Below are 17,346 nucleotides of genomic sequence, written 5' to 3'. Positions count from 1 at the left end.
GCATCATAAAGGATAATTTCCTGTTCTGCAGTAATACCCGGTTTTTTTTCTACTAAGCAAGAATAATTTTCTTGGTTTTTCATGGTTCCTCCCGGAATCATCCCGGCAGAAATATATTTATCCAGACCTTTTAGCAGCGGTATCTTATTAAACTGTAGTTCTGCTCCTAAATGATGATTAGTCAGCATTTCGCTTAAATGACCGATTAAACCAAAACCAGTAATATCAGTCAGGCTATGGAGGGATAATTTTAATAATTCTTCCGGTAGCTGATTTAATTTGGTCATCCAGAAAATAGCTTTTTTTAAGCTGGTTGGTTCAGCCATCTCATTTTTAAGGGCAGTAGACAATATCCCGGTACCCAAAGGTTTAGTTAAGATCAGTAAATCTCCTTCTTGAGGTGTATTATTATAGATAATATCTTGGGGACAAATTAATCCTACTACCCCTAATCCATACTTTGGTTCTTTATCTTTTAGGGTATGTCCTCCGGCTAAAATTGCTCCCGCTTCAAGAATTTTTTTTGCTCCACCTTTTAAGACCAGTTCTAGGTCATCTAATCTATCTTCCGGGAAACAAACTATATTTAAAGCCAGAAGAGGTTTTCCTCCCATAGCAAAGATATCACTTAAGGCGTTAGCGGCTGCAATTTGTCCAAAAATATAAGGGTCATCAACTAGGGGAGTAATAAGATCCAGGGTAAAAACTAAAGCCTGGGTTTCATTCAATTTATAAACTGCTGCGTCTTCATAGTTTTTAAATCCAGCCAATAAATTATTATTTTTTAAAGTTTTAAATTTTTTTTAAGATCTCGCCGAGATCTTTGGAGTTTAATTTAGCTGCTCAGCCGGCAGCAGAAACCATCTGGGTTAATTTCTTTTTATCTACCAAATTGTTTCTGGCTCCTTTCTATTTATCTTTATTTTTTAAGATTAATATTCTATTATTTTCTTTGCGTTGAGTAATTTTTTCTTGGTCCATTTTATTAAGTAAGGGGATAATATATTTTCGACTTATTCCCAATAAATCGCGTACTTGAGAAATGGAGATGGAGCCATTTATTTTTAAAAAATCGATTAATTTATTTTTCATCATATCATAATTCTTATTTTCCAGCAAAATCCCCTCATTTAATTTGATAATTTCTCCCTCTTGAATTAAAAAATCAATTATTTCTTTACTCTCCGCAATTTGAGAATTAAGTTTTTTTTCATCAGGAGGATTAAGAGGATTATCTTTTATGATTTTTAGTATTTTAGAAATTAATATTTTTTGCTCTGGAGAAATTTTAGGCTTACTAGAGGGCAAAAAGATTATTCCTTTTTCTGAAGCTATATTTTTTGTATTAGTTAATACTTCTATTAAGTGATTAAAAATTTCTGGCTTTAAATAATAAAAATAACTTTGAAATTTATTTAAGGGAAAACCGGTTTGCAAGGGAAATAATTCGTATTCGTGATTTAATTGGTGCATAAATTTTTTAATTTGCTCTTCCCAGTAATTTTTCTCGATTAGCCAGTAATTAGTAGCCATTATCTTTCCTTCTTTGATCAATAATTCAACCATTTCCCGTATTTCTGGGTCCGCATAATTACTATTAGCTAATAAATTATCTTTTTTAATAAAGATAATTTTATTTAATTCGGTTAGAATTAATTCTCTTAAATCAAGTTTTATCCTGGTTTGTAAAAAGTTAATAATAGCTTTATCCTTTAAATTATGTTTAGGGGCTAGGGGGTCAATAATTAATCCACCGCCAATAGTTTTGGAGGGGCTGGGTATTCTTAAAATAAAGCGATCTCCCAAATAAGTTGCTATCGATTCTTTAAAACGTAATTGGCCAAATCCTGTTTCACCGTCTTGCAGATATTTTTTTTCGTCCAGGATTACTTTAGCTAATATTTCTTTGGTGCCGCTGAAAAAAAACACTTCTGATCGATTAATTAAAGAGTATTTTTTTACTTGAGGGAGAAGTTGTATTTGGACATCAATATTCTTACTGGCTCTGATCTGCTTCGTTCCAAAGACAATGTCTCCTCTATGGAGCTCACTTTTTTCTATTCCTACTAAATTAAGGGCTACTCTGCTACCCGGAAAGGCACTTTCCACTTTTTCTTTATAACTTTGTAAATTTCTAATTCGGGTTTTTCTATAAGAAGGGAAAATAATTACTTCCATCCCGGTATGAATGGTTCCTCCTATTAAAGTACCGGTAATTACTGTTCCACTTCCTTTAACCTTAAAGACTCGGTCAATGGATATTCTAGGCTTCCCAATATCTCTTTTTGGTTTTATCTTAGCTATCAAATTTTGAATAGCTGATTTTATTTGCTCAATTCCTATGTTCTTTACTGCACTTACTTTTATTAGGGGAGCATTAAAAAAATTAGTATTTTTTAACCTTTCTTGGATTTCTTTTTCGACCACCTTTAATCTATTTTGGTCTACCAAATCAACTTTGGTTAGAGCGATAATGCCGTATTTTATATTAAGGAGATCTATTATTTGGAAGTGTTCTTCAGTTTGTGGCATCCAACCTTCATTGGCATCAATGACTAAAATTACTGCATCGATACCGGTTGCCCCGGCGATCATATTCTTGATCAGATTTTCATGGCCGGGTACATCAACTATTCCAATTTTTTCTCCGGAAGGAAGTTTCATCCAGGCAAATCCTAAATCAATGGTCATTCCTCTTTCTTTTTCTTCGGGCAAACGATCGGTATCTATGGAAGTCAGAGCATAGATTAAAGCTGTTTTACCATGATCAATATGCCCAGCGGTACCTAAAATAAACATAAAAACCTCTTTAAATTTTTAGGAGATAAAATCAATATTTTGTTAATTTTATTTCATTTTGGAATAAACTGATTTAATAATTTTTATGACTAAATTATCATCAGAGGAGTCAAAACAGCGAGGATCTAAAACAAAATTTTCTTTTTCTTTTCTTCCCAGGAGAGGAGAACTACCTAAGCGTAATTCTTTAGAAAAAATTTCCACCGGACCAGGGGGTTTTATAATTACTAATTTAGTCGGTAAACTTTGTTCCGGTAAAGAACCTCCCCCGATGGCGGTTTGCCCTTCTTCTAGGAAGGCAGGAATATTTTCATTTTTTAATTTTTGGCAGATATTTTGGCTACGCGCATCAATTTTTTCTAAGGGACAGGAAATCATTTTCCAGATGGGAATTTTTTCGGTAGCCTCATTTTTTAGATAATATAATAAAATTTCTTGAAGTATAGTTAAAGTTATTTTATCTACTCTTAAGGTGCGAAACAGTGGATGTTGAGAAATTTTTTTTAAATAAATTTCCTTGCCACAAATAGCTCCTCCTTGAGGGCCTCCTAAAAGCTTATCGGTACTAAAACAAACCAGATCAGCGCCAGCTCGAATATTTTCTTGCACCGTAGGTTCATGTTTTAAACCAAATTCTTCCGTATTTAAAAAGGTGCCACTACCTAAGTCCATTACTACTGGCAAATTGTATTTTTCCCCTATTTTTTTAAGCTCTTTAATCTCAACTTGGTGAGTAAAACCGTTCATCTTAAAATTACTTTGGTGAACTTTTAAGAGTAAAGAAGTATGGTCATTAATCGCTTTTTCATAATCTTCAATAAAGGTTTGATTAGTTGTTCCTATTTCTCGAAGATAAGCACCACTTTGTTCTAATATTTCCGGGATACGGAATCCTCCTCCGATTTGAATTAATTCTCCTCTGGAGACAATGACTTCTTTATTTTTAGCCAGAACATTTAAGATCAAAAATATAGCTGCCGCATTATTATTAACGATTAAACTATTTTCTGAATGACTAAGAATACCAAGTAATTTTTCAACTATTTTTCCTCTTTTTCCTCTACTGCCTTCTACCAGATCATATTCTAAATTAATATAACCTGGTAGAGAGTTTTGAATAGAGGCAAGTATTTCTTTACCCAAGGGTGCCCGACCTAAGTTAGTATGGAGAATTACTCCACTGCCATTTATAACTCTTTGTAAAAAAGTAAATTTCTCTTGGTCAAAATATTCTTTAATTTTGTTTATCCTTTCTTCTGCTGAATATAAGGGGATATTTTTAGACCTATTTTTTTTCTCTTCCGAGATAACTTTTCTTACTATGGGGGTAAGCATTTTTTGGGAATATTTTAGTATTAAAGGTTGTAGGTTTTTATGTTGTAAAATTTTTTCTACACTCGGAATCCCGGATAGTAATAAATTTAAATTATTATTTTCTGTTTTATTTTTCAATTAATAAGGTTATCTCCTTGGGGTTAAAATTTAAAATAGGGACACATCCCATTTATTTTGGCGGGAGGGGTAGGAATCGAACCCACCGCAGCAATTACCATTAATTACCGCCCACGGATTTGAAGTCCGCAAGGCCCACCAGAGCCTATCCGCTCCCTTCTTGTTTTATTATAAATTGAAAGGTAAAACTTTACAAGTAAATATATTAGAGTATTGAGTATTGAGTAAAGAACAGTATTGAGTAAAGAACAGAGAAAGAAAAAACAAGAAATATAATTATTTTTTTATTTTAGAAAAAAAGAGGAATTTTACTAATTTTGTAGAATATAAATAAAAGGAATATAATTTTGATAATTAAGGAAAATAAATTTACTAATTATAGGCAGTAAATACATAAGAAAAGGAAACTTGATATGAAAATAGGATTGTATCATTTGATTTCAGAAATGAATAATGAAGCATATATTGATAGTACCTTAAAGAGTTTTATGTTTAAAATTGAAGAAAAATTAGCTGAAAAATTTGAAAATATAAATTTAAAAAATATTAATGAAAAAGATTATTTTCCTCTTATTTTTATAAAATCCGGTGGGGTAGAAGGAAAATTTAAGCAGTTTTTTAAACTAATCAAGGGACCTTATCTACTTTTATCCAGCGGTTTACATAATTCTTTGGCTGCTTCTTTGGAGATTGCCTCTTTTTTAAGACAGCAGGGAGAAAAAGTAGAAATACTCCATGGTGATAGCGATTATATTGCCCAAAGAATAAAAGAGCTTAAAAAAGTTTTTGAAATAAAAAATAAGTTATCTACTTTAAAGTTAGGAGTAATTGGTTCACCTTCCGATTGGCTTATCGCCAGTGAGGTAGATTATAAGAAAGTAAAAGATACTTTAGGAATTTCATTAATAGATGTTGAAATGGATGAATTAGTCAAAGAAATTGAGCAAAAATACCGTTTTGATCATCCCAAATTAAATGATATTAAAAATAAAAAATTTGATAGTAAATCAATCGAAGGAGCATTAAAAATTTATAGCGGGTTTAAAGCTATTATAAACCAATATAAACTTGACGGTATTACGGTAAGATGTTTTGACTTGCTGGAAATTTATAAGAATACCGGTTGCCTTGGTCTATCCTTATTAAATGATGAAGGAATTATAGCCGGCTGTGAAGGGGATATTCCTGCTCTTGTTTCTATGGTTATTTTGCATTATTTGACTGATGAACCTGTTTTTATGGGTAATTCTTCCAGCTTGGATCTAAATAAGAACGAAATAACTCTTGCTCATTGCACTTTACCCTTAAATATGGCTGATAAATATTATTTTGATACTCACTTTGAGTCGGGGTTGGGAGTAGGAATAAGAGGAATAATCAGAGAAGGAGAAGCGACTATTTTTAAATTATCCGGAGGCGGTCATAATTACTTTGTTTCGGGAGGAGAGATTATAAAAAATTTAAAGGATAGAAATTTATGCCGAACTCAGATAAGACTAAAATTAAAGCAAGATGTAAAATACTTTTTGCAAGAATCTATCGGTAACCATCATCTGATTTGCAGAGGAGACTACAGTAAATTGATAAGAGAATTCTTTAAATGGTAAAATATTGTAGTTAAGGTCAGGAGTTGAAAGTGTGTCAAAGGACCGTCCCCTGACACACTCGAAGGAGGAGAAAATAATGGGTGATATTATGCGGCCACTTCCATTTAAGCAGCTACTTCACTGGATAATTGAGGAATATCGATCACAGCAAACCATTTTTGGGATACCGGAATCTCAATTTTTTAGAAAAAAAAACCGAAAAAGTATTCAGATATTTGATGAAAAATGCGATACCCCTATCGGACCTGCAGCAGGACCTCATACCCAGTTAGCTCAGAATATTATTACTGCCTATTTGGTCGGGGGGCGTTTTTTTGAGCTGAAGACGGTACAAAAACTTGACCGTCTGCAATTTGAGAAGCCCTGTATCGATGCGCGAGATGAGGGTTACAATACCGAATGGTCTACCGAACTTTCTTTGGAACAGGCCTATGATGAGTATGTCAAGGCCTGGATACTGCTTTATTTTATAGAGTCAGTTTTTAATATGCGCTTTACTGATCAGCAATCTTTTATTTTTAATATGAGTGTTGGTTATGACCTGGAGGGAATCAAAACACCGGGTATGGATTCGTTTATTGATAACTTAGCCGATGCCTCCGGGCATCCGGTATTTAAGCGTCACCTAAAGGAATTAGATTCTTTTATTCGGGAAACAAACTTTCCGGAAGCTCTACCTATTAAAGGAAAGATGGAAAGCTGGCAAAATATTCCCAGTATGATTTCACCTCATATCACTCGTTCGGTGACTCTTTCTACCATGCATGGATGTCCCCCCGAAGAGATAGAAGCGATCAGTAGATATCTTATGGAGAAAAAAAAGCTCCACACCTTTGTAAAGTTGAATCCGACTCTCCTCGGCTACCAACCGGTCAGGAAAATACTGGATACCCTTGGATTTAACTATATAATCCTTAAGGAATCTACCTTTACTAATGACCTGCAGTGGGATGATGCCATCGGGATAATTAAGCACCTTTCTAAATTAGCCACTGACTGCGGCCGTAATTTTGGTATTAAGCTCTCCAATACCCTGGGGACGGTAAACACCCTGGGTATCCTTCCAGGAGAGGAGATGTACCTCTCCGGACGTATTCTCTTTCCCATTACCATTACTCTGGCTTCCCGCTTGTCGAGTGAGTTGGGAGGAACTCTCCCTATGTCCTACTCAGGAGGGGCGTCTCAGTTGAATATCCTCCAGATCTTTGAAACCGGGATTAAGCCCATTACAGTAGTCACTGAGCTGTTAAAGCCAGGTGGTTATCTGAGAATGACCGAAATGGCCCGAAAATTAGAATCAATGCTTGAAGAGAGTAGACCGCCTAATCTTATCGATATAGAAAAGCTTAACCGTTTAGCCGAAGAAACCCTCCAAAAAAATTATTACCGGAAAGATTGGAGAGGTACAAAGAAGGTTTTCGTTGACCGGGAATTGCCCCTGACCGACTGCTATATAGCTCCCTGTGTTCTCTCCTGCCCAATCCATCAGGATATTCCGGAGTACATTCGGCTGGTAGGAGAGGGACAGTATGATAGGGCTCTGGAACTTATTTATTTAAAAAATCCTCTTCCCCAGATAACCGGATATATTTGCACTCATCAATGTATGTACAACTGCACTCGTCTTGACTATGAAGAACCGGTCGGTATTCGCGAGGTGAAGAGGATTGCCGCTGAGCATGGGAAGGTCGCCTACCCTATTAAAAGTAAAAGCCGCAGTGCGGTTAAGTGGTTGGATACGAAAGTAGCGGTTATCGGAGCAGGACCAGCAGGGCTAGCGGTAGCTTACTTTCTGGCTAAAAGCGGATTCAGGGTGACTGTATTGGAGAAGCAGGATTCTCCTGGTGGTGTAATAAGCCATACCCTGCCTTATTTTAGGATTCCTGGGGCTGCTATTAAGAAAGATATTTCGGGTATCCAAGCACTGGGGGTAGATTTCAAATTTGGAGTATCAGCAGAATTTTCTATTAATGATATGCATAAAGAAGGATTTACCTATATTTTTATAGGAATCGGCGCGGAAGTTTCGAGGAGACTGCAGCTAACCGGGGATGTGGATAATAATAATGTTTATGAAGCCCTGGATTTTTTAAGGTCTTTTAATAAAAATTTAGGAACTCTTGGAACTCTTAACCTTGGCCAGAGTGTAGCGGTGATAGGGGGAGGAAATACCGCCGTAGACAGTGCACGATCAACCCTGAGGATAACTGGCGTTAAGAAGGTTTTTATCATCTACCGCCGTACTGAACAGGAAATGCCAGCAGATAGAGAAGAGTATAAGCGAGCTCTGGAAGAGGGAGTCATTTTTAAGCCCCTCTTATTGCCGGAATCATTTTCAAAAACTGGTATCTTGAAATGCCGCAGGATGACTTTAGGCACTCTTGATTCCAGTGGTCGCCGGAGTCCTGTCCCCACTGAGGAGACTGAGGAGATAGCTGTAGATGCTGTGATTAGTGCTATTGGAGAATACACCGACCCGAAGTTTTTAACCGCTCAAGGGTTAAAACTTGGGGCAGACAGTAGACCTTATGTAGACCCAGAAACCCTGGAAACTAATCTTGAAAATGTTTTTATAGGTGGTGATGCCCTTCGTGGTCCCTCCACCGTGGTTGAATCTATTGCGGATGCCCGAAAGGTAGCCGAGGCTATAGCCAGAAAAGAGATACCAAACTGGAAGGGTAGGGATAAGGATTTCAAATTAGGTTTGGATAGGAAACGGCAGGTTTTAGAGATTTATAATAAAAAGGGTCGCCTCATCCCGGCTCAAATATCCCAAGATGATAGAGTAATAGCTGAGAATGAAGCCGGGCGGTGTCTGGAGTGTAATATTATTTGTAACAAATGTGTCGATATCTGTCCAAACCGGGCGAATCTGGCGATCGCGATTGATGAGAAAGAGGGCTTTCATGACACCTATCAGATTCTCCATCTTGACGCCTGGTGCAATGAATGTGGAAACTGTGGCACCTTCTGCCCCTACAATGGTTTACCCTATAAGGACAAGCTGACTCTTTTTTCTACTAGGGAAGACTTTAAGAACAGCACCAATAATGGCTTTGTTATTACCGGTCCTTCTAATGATAAGTTAATGACCTTAAGGTTAAAAGATTATCTAGGGGAAATGAAAATTAATAAAAACAATGAACTAATAATACCTGCAGATTTTAAATATCCAAATAATTGTGATCTTAAGGAACTTAAAAAAATTTTCCTGATAATCAGCACGGTATTAAAAGATTACCATTATTTAATCAATAGTTCAGTAAGTTGAGTAGTAGAAGGATGTAGGGGCGTATTGCCTGCCTGTGCGTGTACGCACGCAGACAGGCAATACGCCCCTACCAAGGGCAATCTATAACTCATAACTTATAGGTATGTAAGATAAGGCAGAGCTTGTAAATTGTAAAAGGGTTTTGTAGGTGGTAATATATATATATATATCGAATCAGGAGCTGGAGGATTTAGCTTATGGAAGCATCATTCGGAGATTTAAAGAAGGGCCAAAAAAACTGCCAAAGGACCGTCCCCTGTCAGTATTTTGCTCCTCAGAAGATAGAGGAAGCTTTAGAAATTTTATCTAAATACGGAAAAGAAATTAAAATAATTGCTGGAGGAACCGATCTATTAGTGCAATATTATGATCGACTTTATGAGGTTAGTGCTTGGTTAGATTTAAAAAATATTGAGGAATTAAAAGAAATTAAAATAGATCAGAATCAAATAGAAATTGGAGCTATGTCTACTCATACTCAATTAGAAAGTTCAGCAGATATTAAAAGATATTATCCAATTTTAAGCCAGGCTGCTTCCGATATTGGTTCTCCTCAAATTAGAAATCGAGGAACTATCGGAGGGAATATTGTAAACGCCTCTCCAGCAGGTGATCTTTTACCCGCTTTAATAGCTTATAGGGCACAATTTAAATTAGTTTCCCATAAAGAAGAAAGTATAGTTTCTGCTGAAGATTTTTTTCTTGGTCCTAAAAAAACCATCTTAAAATTCGAACAATTATTATCTAAGATTATTATTCCAATTCCAGAGCAAAATACTTATTCTAGTTGGATTAAAATTGGAAAAAGAAAAGCTTTAATGGTGGCTACTGTGTCATTGGCTTTAGTCCTAAGTATGGCCGAGGATAATAAAATTATTCAGGAAGTAAAAGTCTGTCTCGGCTCTGTAGCCTCAACCCCTTTTGAAATAATGGAAATAAGAGAAAAAATGATCGGTCGGCAATTTAAGCAGTTAGATTTTAATGAATTAGGCCAATTAGTAGAAGATAGGATTTCACCTATTGATGATATTAGGGGAACCAAAGGGTATCGCCAAGAGGTAACTAAAAATATAATGATTAATGCCCTGGAAAAGATACAGGAAACCTGGGGGCAATCACAGAATGACTAAATTAAAGATAGAACTAATGGTTAATAGGAAGAAAAGAAAAATAGAAATAACTCCTTCCACCCGCTTAATAGACTTATTAAGAGATGATTTACAGCTTACTGGAACTAAAGAAGGATGTGGAAAAGGTGAATGCGGGGCCTGTACCGTAATTATGAATGGTGAGTTAGTGGCTTCCTGCTTGGTATTAGCTCCTCAAGCAGATGGGGCAGTTATTACTACTATTGAGGGCCTAGGAAGTAGTGATCATTTAGATCCTATTCAAGAGGCTTTTATAGAGAGCGGTGCAGTTCAATGTGGGTTCTGTACCCCGGGGATGATCTTAGCGGCCAGGAGATTATTGGAAGAAAATCCCCATCCTGATGAAGAAGAGATAAAACGGGGTATTTCTGGTAATCTTTGTCGCTGCACTGGCTATCAAAAGATTATCGAGGCTATTAAGTTATCTATAGCTCGATTATCTAAGAGTGATAGCGGAAAGGCTAAATAAGATGAGTGAAAAATATATCGGTAAAGATATTTTAAAAGTGGATGTCCAGGATAAAGTAACTGGGAAAGCTTTATATCCTGACGATATTTATTTCAAAGATATGTTATATCTCAAAATTAAAAGAGCCACTTATCCTCATGCTTATCTACGTAAACTTGATTTAAGTAAAGCAGAGAAATTACCAGGAGTGGTTAGGATTATTTCCGCTGCTGATATTCCTCAAGTTAAAAATTTTGGTTTAATGATCAAAGATCAGCCCGTCTTAGTGGGAATCGGCCAAAAAATGCGTTATATGGGAGATGCTCTGGCTATAGTTATCGCTGAGAGTAAGGAAGTTGCTTCTAAAGCAGTTAAACTGATCGAGGTGGAAGTAGAAAAATTAGAAGTAATATCCGATCCCTTGCGAGCTATGGATAAGAATGCCCCTCTTATTCATCAAGATGGAAATATTCTGGCTACCCATTATTTGGAAAAGGGTGATATAAAAATGGGTTTTGCAGAAGCTGATCTTATTGTAGAGAAAGAATATAGAACCAGTTTTTTAGACCATGTCCCTCTTCAAGTTGAAGCAGGAGTGGGAATTTATGATAAAAAAAGTGGAGTTATTACGCTCTGGGTCGCCACCCAGTGGCTGCACGATACCCAGGCAGATATTGCCCAATCCCTCGGTCTTTCCAAAGAAAAAATAAGGATAATTCAGCCGGTTATCGGTGGCGCTTTTGGCAAGAAAGAAGATATTTCGGTGCATATTCATCTTGCCTTAGCAGCTATAGAAACCAAGAGGCCAGTTAAATTGATATATAGCAGAGAGGAATCAATGATTGCTCAATCCAAAAGACATCCTTTTATTATCAGAGCAAAAACAGGTGCCACCAAAGAGGGTTATTTAACTGCCTGGCAGGCTTTCGTAATCGGTGATACCGGAGCCTATGCCTCCAGTGGTCCGGCAGTGGTTCATAAAGGTATGTACCATTGTACCGGGCCTTATAATGTAGCTAATGTTAAAGGTGTAGCCTATACTGTTTACACTAATAATACTTATGCCGGGGCGATGCGTGGCTTTGGTACCACTCAGATGGCTTTTGCCTATGAGTCTCAGATGGATATTTTAGCCCACCAATTGGGGATTAACCCAGCTCAATTCCGTTTGCAAAATGCTTATGAGATAGGCTCTTCTACACCTAATGGCCAGATATTAACCCATAGTGTAGGGGTAAAAGAGACTATTAAAGAAGCACTAAATATGGCTGGCTGGAAGGGGGAAGCACAATGAAAAGAAAGGGCAGAGGAATGGCCACCATTATGTTTGGTTTTGGTTATGGAGAAGGATTCCCTGACCACTCCATTGCTTCAGTAGAGATTGAAGAGGATGGGAAGATTTTGATTAGAACTGCCGCAGCTGATGTTGGTCAAGGTATTTTAACTACCATTACCCAAATTGCTGCCGAGGTTTTAAAGGTGAAACCAGAAGCAATCCGTATTATTCCCGGGGATACCCATTTGACTAAAAATTCCGGTTCTACTTCCGCAACTCGACAGACCTTTTTTACCGGCAATGCGGTTAAAATAGCCTCTGAAGAATTGCTTGGTATAATATATCATTACGCCAGTTTGGAATTTAAAAGTAATCATGTTGAATTAGGAATAAAAGATGGTTATATTTTTAGAAAGGGTAATCCGAATACTAAATTAAGTTATTGGGAATTAGCAGAAAGGGTAAAAGCAAGAGGGGATAGTTTGAAGGCAGAAGCAACTTTCTTTCCCCAAACTGATAAGCCAGATTTAAAAACCGGACAAGGCAAAAAAGTATACCTAGCCTATACTTTTGTTACCCAGATTATTGATTTAGAAGTTGATACAGATACTGGAATGGTGGAGGTATTAAAGGTTTATACTGCGGCAGATATAGGAAAAGCCATAAATCCTCAGAATGTAGAAGGGCAGATAGAAGGAGGTACCGTCCAGGGAATAGGTATGGCCTTAATGGAAGAGCAGGTTATTAAAGAGGGAATCACTTTAAATCCAGATTTAACCAGTTATTTAATCCCCACTTCTATGGATACCCCTCACTTTACTACTCGATTAATAGAGAATGAAGATTCCGAAGGACCTTATGGGGCAAAAGGAGTAGGAGAACCATCCACGATTGCCACTGCCCCGGCTATTGCCAATGCCATCTATGATGCAATAGGAGTGAGAATCTACCATCTTCCCATCACTCCAGAAAAAATATTAAAAGCCCTAAAGGAAGAAACAAAAAATAAAAGAGAGAAAAAAGAGGATTTTGGAATTTAAATTCTAAAAATAATATCTATAAATATATTTAATTCTGAGGTGAAATTTATGAAAGATATAGAAGAAACTAAAGACCAGATTATTGAAAAGTTAGCAGAACTTCGCAGTAAATTATCCATTTCAGAAGCAATACAAGCAGAACAAATTCAAGTAGAAAAAAAACTTCGGGAAAGTTATAAAAAGTTACAACATACTTTGGAAGATGTTATTGAGGTTATTACCAAAGTAGTTGAAATCAGGGATCTATATCTGGTAGGTCATCAGGAGAAGGTCTCTAAACTGGCCACGAAGATAGCCCAAGAGATGGGGCTTACTCCCGATAAGATTGAAGGAATAAGGATAGCTTCACTAATTCATGATATCGGAAAGATTAGTATACCTAATGAAATTTTAAATAACCCTAATAGATTAATTAAAGTAGAATTAGACCTAATTAAAAATCATCCCCAAATAGCTTATAATATCTTAAAGACTATTAACTTTCCCTGGCCGGTAGCCGAAATTATTCTCCAACATCATGAGATGATAAATGGTTCTGGTTATCCAAATAAGTTGAAAAGTAATGAAATCCTTATTGAAGCCAAGATAATAGCAGTAGCTGATGTAATAGATGCTATGTCCTCAAACCGACCTTACCGGTCAGCTCACAGTATTGAAGAAGCGTTAGAGGAGATATCCAAAAATAAAGGAATTCTCTATGACCCTGAAGTAGTAGATGTATGCATAACCTTATTTAAAGAAAAAGGATTTGAATGGTAAGTAATAATAATCTTACAGAAAGGAAGGGAAAGGGGTCAAATCTTTATTTTTGACAGTTTATTTTAACTGTCAAAAATAAAGATTTGACCCCAAGAATATCATCTTATTTTAACTGTCAAAAATAAAGATTTGACCCCAAGAATATAAGACTTAAGAGGAAGGTGTTGGATTTGAAGGAAGCTAATAAAGGACCAAGAGAAAAGGAAGAAAAAATATATAAACAGGCAGAACAAGCTATGCTGGAAAGTGAGGAAAGATATAGAGAACTGTTTAACCATATGAGTAGCGGAGTAGTAATCTATGAAGCCAAAGAAAATGGTAGAGATTTTATAATCAAAAATATTAACCCAGCTGTGGAGAAAATTAAAAAAATCAAAAAAGAAGACATTCTGGGTAAAAGCGTCCTTAAAGTATTCCCGGGAGTAAAAGATTTTGGTCTTTTCAAAGTCTTTCAAGAGGTATGGAAGACTGGAAAACCCCAGCACTATCCCCTCTCTTTATACCAGGACCAGAGGATTACCGGTTGGAGAGAAAATTATATTTACAGATTACCTTCAGGTGAAATCGTGGCAGTTTATGATGATATTACCGAATGTAGGCTAGCTGAGAAAGAGCTGAAGGAATCAGAAGAAAAATACCGCACTGTATTTGAGAATACCGGCACAGCTATGATAATTATAGAAGAAGATATGACTATTTCTGTGACTAACCGACAAGTTGAGCAACTAAGCGGATATTCTAAAGAAGAAATTGAAAATAAGATGAAGTGGACGGAGTTTGTTATTCCGGAAGACTTAGAAAGAATGAAAGAATATCACCTCTTAAGGCGAAAAGAAAAAGAAAGTGCGCTTACCTCTTATGAATTTAGCCTTCGTGATAAATTGGGTGGGATTAAAAATATATGGTTAAATATAGGAATGATACCCGGAACTAAAAAGAGTGTTGCTTCTTTAACTGATATCACTGATCGTAAAACTTATGAAGGAAAACTTAAGAAATCTATAGAAGACGTTATCTATACTATCGGTAAGATTACCGAGACCAGAGACCCCTATACTTCTGGACATCAACTGAAAGTCTCATTGCTTTCCACCGCTATCGCCCAGGAGATGAAACTACCTCCCGATCAGATAGAAGGAATAAGGATAGCTTCTTTAGTTCATGATATCGGAAAGATTAGCATCCCCTCAGAAATCTTAAGTAAACCCAGTAAGTTAAGCGAAATAGAATATAGCTTAATTAAAAATCATTCTCAGATAGGTTATGATATCTTAAAATCCATAGAATTTTCCTGGCCGATTGCCCAAATTGTCCTTCAACATCAAGAAAGATTAAATGGTTCCGGATATCCTCAAGGTCTAAAAGGTGATGATATTCTACTTGAAGCCAAAATAATTGCAGTAGCTGATGTAATAGAAGCAATGTCCTCTCATCGACCTTATCGACCAGCTCTTGGTATCAATAAAGCCTTGGAAGAAATCTCTATAAACAGGGGTATCCTTTATGTCCCGGAAGTAGTCGATGCCTGTATCAAATTATTTAAAGAAAAAGACTTTAAATTTTAATTCAAAATTTACTTCAGAAGGCTGGCTCGAGTAATTGCTTTAGAGCCAAATTTTTCCCTGATTTTATCTAAAGACTGGCTCAGCTGTTCCAATTTGTCTTCTTTATCTCTTACAAATTTCAATTGATTTCTTTTATCTTCAGGGCTAAGATTAGAGAGTCTTATTCCCAAAAGTCTAACCCCGCCTTTTTTAAGTTTTACTTTATTCAGGAGTTCTAGGATAGTTTTAAAAATGATATCATCAAGATGGGTAGAATTTTCTAAGGTCTTTGACTTATTGAAGGTGGTAAAATTATGAAATCTTATTTTCAAGGTAATGGTCCTGCCTTTATAACCTTCTTTTCTGGCAGTATACCCCACTAACTGAGAAATTTTAAGCAGTTCTTTTATGAGAATTGCCTTTTCGGTTATATTAGTGGGGAAGGTCGTTTCTCTACTAATAGATTTTACTTCCGAGGGAGGAGTAACCAAACTTTCATCTATTCCCTGGGCCAGGAGTTTTATCTTTTTCCCATTTTTTCCCAAAAGATTAACTAATATAGAATCAGGCATCTGGGCTAATTGTTCTACTTGATAGATACCAGATTTTTTTAATAGCTCTTCCGTCTTTCTTCCTATACCCCAGAGGGCAGAGATAGGAAGAGGATAAAGAATTTTTTGCCTGTCTTTAAAGTAGATAATATAAAAACCATCTGGTTTTCCCAGATTAGTGGCTATTTTGGCCAGAAATTTATTTTCGGCTATGCCTACTGAGACCTTAAGACCTAATTCACCATAAACTCTTTCTTTAATCTTTCTACCTATAACCTCTATCGATCCAAAGAGTGATTCACATCCGGATACATTTAAAAATAGTTCATCCATACCCAATGGTTCTACTAAAGGACTATAAATGCTACCTATCTGAAAGAATATTTTAGAGGCCTCTAAATATTTACTTATTCGGGAAGGGATAAAGATTCCCTGAGGGCATTTTTGGCGGGCTTCCCAAATGGACATACCGGCATGTACCCCATATTTACGAGCTTCATAAGAAGCAGCATGAACCACTCCCCGATTCAAATTTCCTCCTCCCCCACTTATTCCTCCGGTTATAAGAGGTTTGTCTCGATAAGCTGGATTATCCCTTTGCTCTACTGAGGCAAAGAAAGCATCAAGATCCAGATGAATTATGGAAAGGCGATGGTTATTGTTCATTATTTTTTAGTTCCTTTCTGGCTAATTGACTTATAGGCCAATTAGCGTAATAGGTAATATGTAATTAAAGAATCATTAATTTGCCAATTTTCCAATTCACCGATTAGATTAGTAGATAATGAATCGTTGTTAGTAGGGGCAGACCTTGTGTCTGCCCTCCGTAGGACTCATAATGACAAAGCACTTGCTGTAGGGGTCGGATTTATCCGACCCGAAACGGGTTTTAACAGGCGGACCTGCCCTACGTTTACTCATTACGGGCAGACACAAGGTCTGCCCCTACATATCAAATTACTTATCACATTGTTTACTATACGCTATCCGCTATCTTTTCTTTTTCCTTCACGAGATACGCGATACGAATTTATTCTGTCTCCTGGCTCCTGACTTCTGGATTCTATCTTCTTTATTCTATTTCTTAACTAGCTAACCAAGTAACCAAGTAACCAGCTACCTAAATATATACTACATACTGTCTATATTCACAATCTTCCGGGCGATTAATTTAAAATCAGCATCATTTTTACTTAAAGTTCCTTCTATTAAAAGAGGTACTTCTTGATGAAAAAGGTTAAGAAATTTTTGATAGGCAGTGGGGAAAGTAATTACTTCAAAGAAACCTTTTTCATCTTCTAAGAGCAAAAAAGCCATCACTTGTTTTTGTTGGGTAAATTGTCTCCTGACTTGAATTAGTACTCCCGACATTAAGATTAGTTTTTGAGGATTAATATTTTCTATTTGATTGGATTTGGTAATCTGAAAACAGGCCAGTTCTTTATCATACT

Annotated in this window: 13 protein-coding genes and 1 tRNA gene; 8 read left to right on the top strand and 6 right to left on the bottom strand. The window is 36.3% G+C overall.

Annotation, left to right across the window (positions count from 1 at the left end):
* From selD to COZ07_RS05395, 4 genes are all read right to left on the bottom strand, one after another.
* Positions 1-770 (bottom strand): selenide, water dikinase (gene selD, locus COZ07_RS05410; protein ID WP_406607560.1); only part of this gene is annotated, 770 nt, incomplete at its 3' end.
* Positions 771-909: 139 nt separating this feature from the next.
* Complete coding sequence (gene selB, locus COZ07_RS05405; protein WP_406607559.1) at positions 910-2,799, bottom strand: selenocysteine-specific translation elongation factor; 1,890 nt, start codon at positions 2,797-2,799, stop codon at positions 910-912.
* Between the two features lie 48 nt (positions 2,800-2,847).
* Positions 2,848-4,251, bottom strand: a complete 1,404-nt coding sequence (selA, locus tag COZ07_RS05400) for an L-seryl-tRNA(Sec) selenium transferase (protein ID WP_406607558.1) — start codon at positions 4,249-4,251, stop codon at positions 2,848-2,850.
* A gap of 58 nt (positions 4,252-4,309) precedes the next feature.
* Positions 4,310-4,408, bottom strand: a tRNA-Sec gene (locus COZ07_RS05395).
* A 256-nt stretch (positions 4,409-4,664) separates the two neighbouring features.
* Between COZ07_RS05395 and COZ07_RS05390 the strand changes: the two genes are divergently transcribed.
* The 8 genes from COZ07_RS05390 (at position 4,665) to COZ07_RS05355 (ending at position 15,365) form a co-directional block, all read left to right on the top strand.
* The gene (locus COZ07_RS05390) at positions 4,665-5,858 is read left to right on the top strand and encodes a hypothetical protein (RefSeq protein ID WP_406607557.1); all 1,194 of its coding nucleotides are present in this window, start codon (positions 4,665-4,667) and stop codon (positions 5,856-5,858) included.
* Positions 5,859-5,934: 76 nt separating this feature from the next.
* Positions 5,935-9,129, top strand: a complete 3,195-nt coding sequence (ygfK, locus tag COZ07_RS05385) for a putative selenate reductase subunit YgfK (RefSeq protein WP_406607556.1) — start codon at positions 5,935-5,937, stop codon at positions 9,127-9,129.
* A gap of 197 nt (positions 9,130-9,326) precedes the next feature.
* The gene (locus COZ07_RS05380; protein WP_406607555.1) at positions 9,327-10,259 is read left to right on the top strand and encodes a xanthine dehydrogenase family protein subunit M; all 933 of its coding nucleotides are present in this window, start codon (positions 9,327-9,329) and stop codon (positions 10,257-10,259) included.
* Positions 10,252-10,746: a (2Fe-2S)-binding protein gene (locus tag COZ07_RS05375; protein ID WP_406607554.1), complete on the top strand. Its 495-nt coding sequence runs from the start codon at positions 10,252-10,254 to the stop codon at positions 10,744-10,746. The genes COZ07_RS05380 and COZ07_RS05375 overlap by 8 nt, the downstream gene beginning before the upstream one ends.
* Position 10,747: 1 nt before the next feature.
* A complete protein-coding gene (locus tag COZ07_RS05370) occupies positions 10,748-12,019 on the top strand; it encodes a xanthine dehydrogenase family protein molybdopterin-binding subunit (protein WP_406607553.1) in 1,272 nt (423 codons plus the stop codon).
* On the top strand, positions 12,016-13,041 hold the full coding sequence (locus tag COZ07_RS05365; protein WP_406607552.1) for a xanthine dehydrogenase family protein molybdopterin-binding subunit: 1,026 nt from the start codon (positions 12,016-12,018) through the stop codon (positions 13,039-13,041). The genes COZ07_RS05370 and COZ07_RS05365 overlap by 4 nt, the downstream gene beginning before the upstream one ends.
* 48 nt (positions 13,042-13,089) lie before the next feature.
* Positions 13,090-13,800: an HD-GYP domain-containing protein gene (locus tag COZ07_RS05360; RefSeq protein ID WP_406607551.1), complete on the top strand. Its 711-nt coding sequence runs from the start codon at positions 13,090-13,092 to the stop codon at positions 13,798-13,800.
* A 170-nt stretch (positions 13,801-13,970) separates the two neighbouring features.
* Positions 13,971-15,365, top strand: coding sequence for an HD domain-containing phosphohydrolase (locus COZ07_RS05355; protein ID WP_406607550.1), 1,395 nt, complete (start codon positions 13,971-13,973; stop codon positions 15,363-15,365).
* Between the two features lie 8 nt (positions 15,366-15,373).
* Here the strand turns inward: COZ07_RS05355 and dinB are convergent, their stop codons facing one another.
* Together dinB and COZ07_RS05345 are read right to left on the bottom strand one after the other, a co-directional pair.
* Positions 15,374-16,561, bottom strand: coding sequence for a DNA polymerase IV (gene dinB / locus COZ07_RS05350; RefSeq protein ID WP_406607549.1), 1,188 nt, complete (start codon positions 16,559-16,561; stop codon positions 15,374-15,376).
* A 465-nt stretch (positions 16,562-17,026) separates the two neighbouring features.
* Positions 17,027-17,346: OB-fold nucleic acid binding domain-containing protein (locus COZ07_RS05345; RefSeq protein ID WP_406607548.1), on the bottom strand; the 320-nt coding region annotated here is incomplete at its 5' end.

The organism is Candidatus Infernicultor aquiphilus, from assembly GCF_002784285.1.
Classification (GTDB): domain Bacteria; phylum Atribacterota; class Phoenicimicrobiia; order Phoenicimicrobiales; family Phoenicimicrobiaceae; genus Infernicultor; species Infernicultor aquiphilus.
This window is presented reverse-complemented; position numbering and strand designations above follow the sequence as displayed.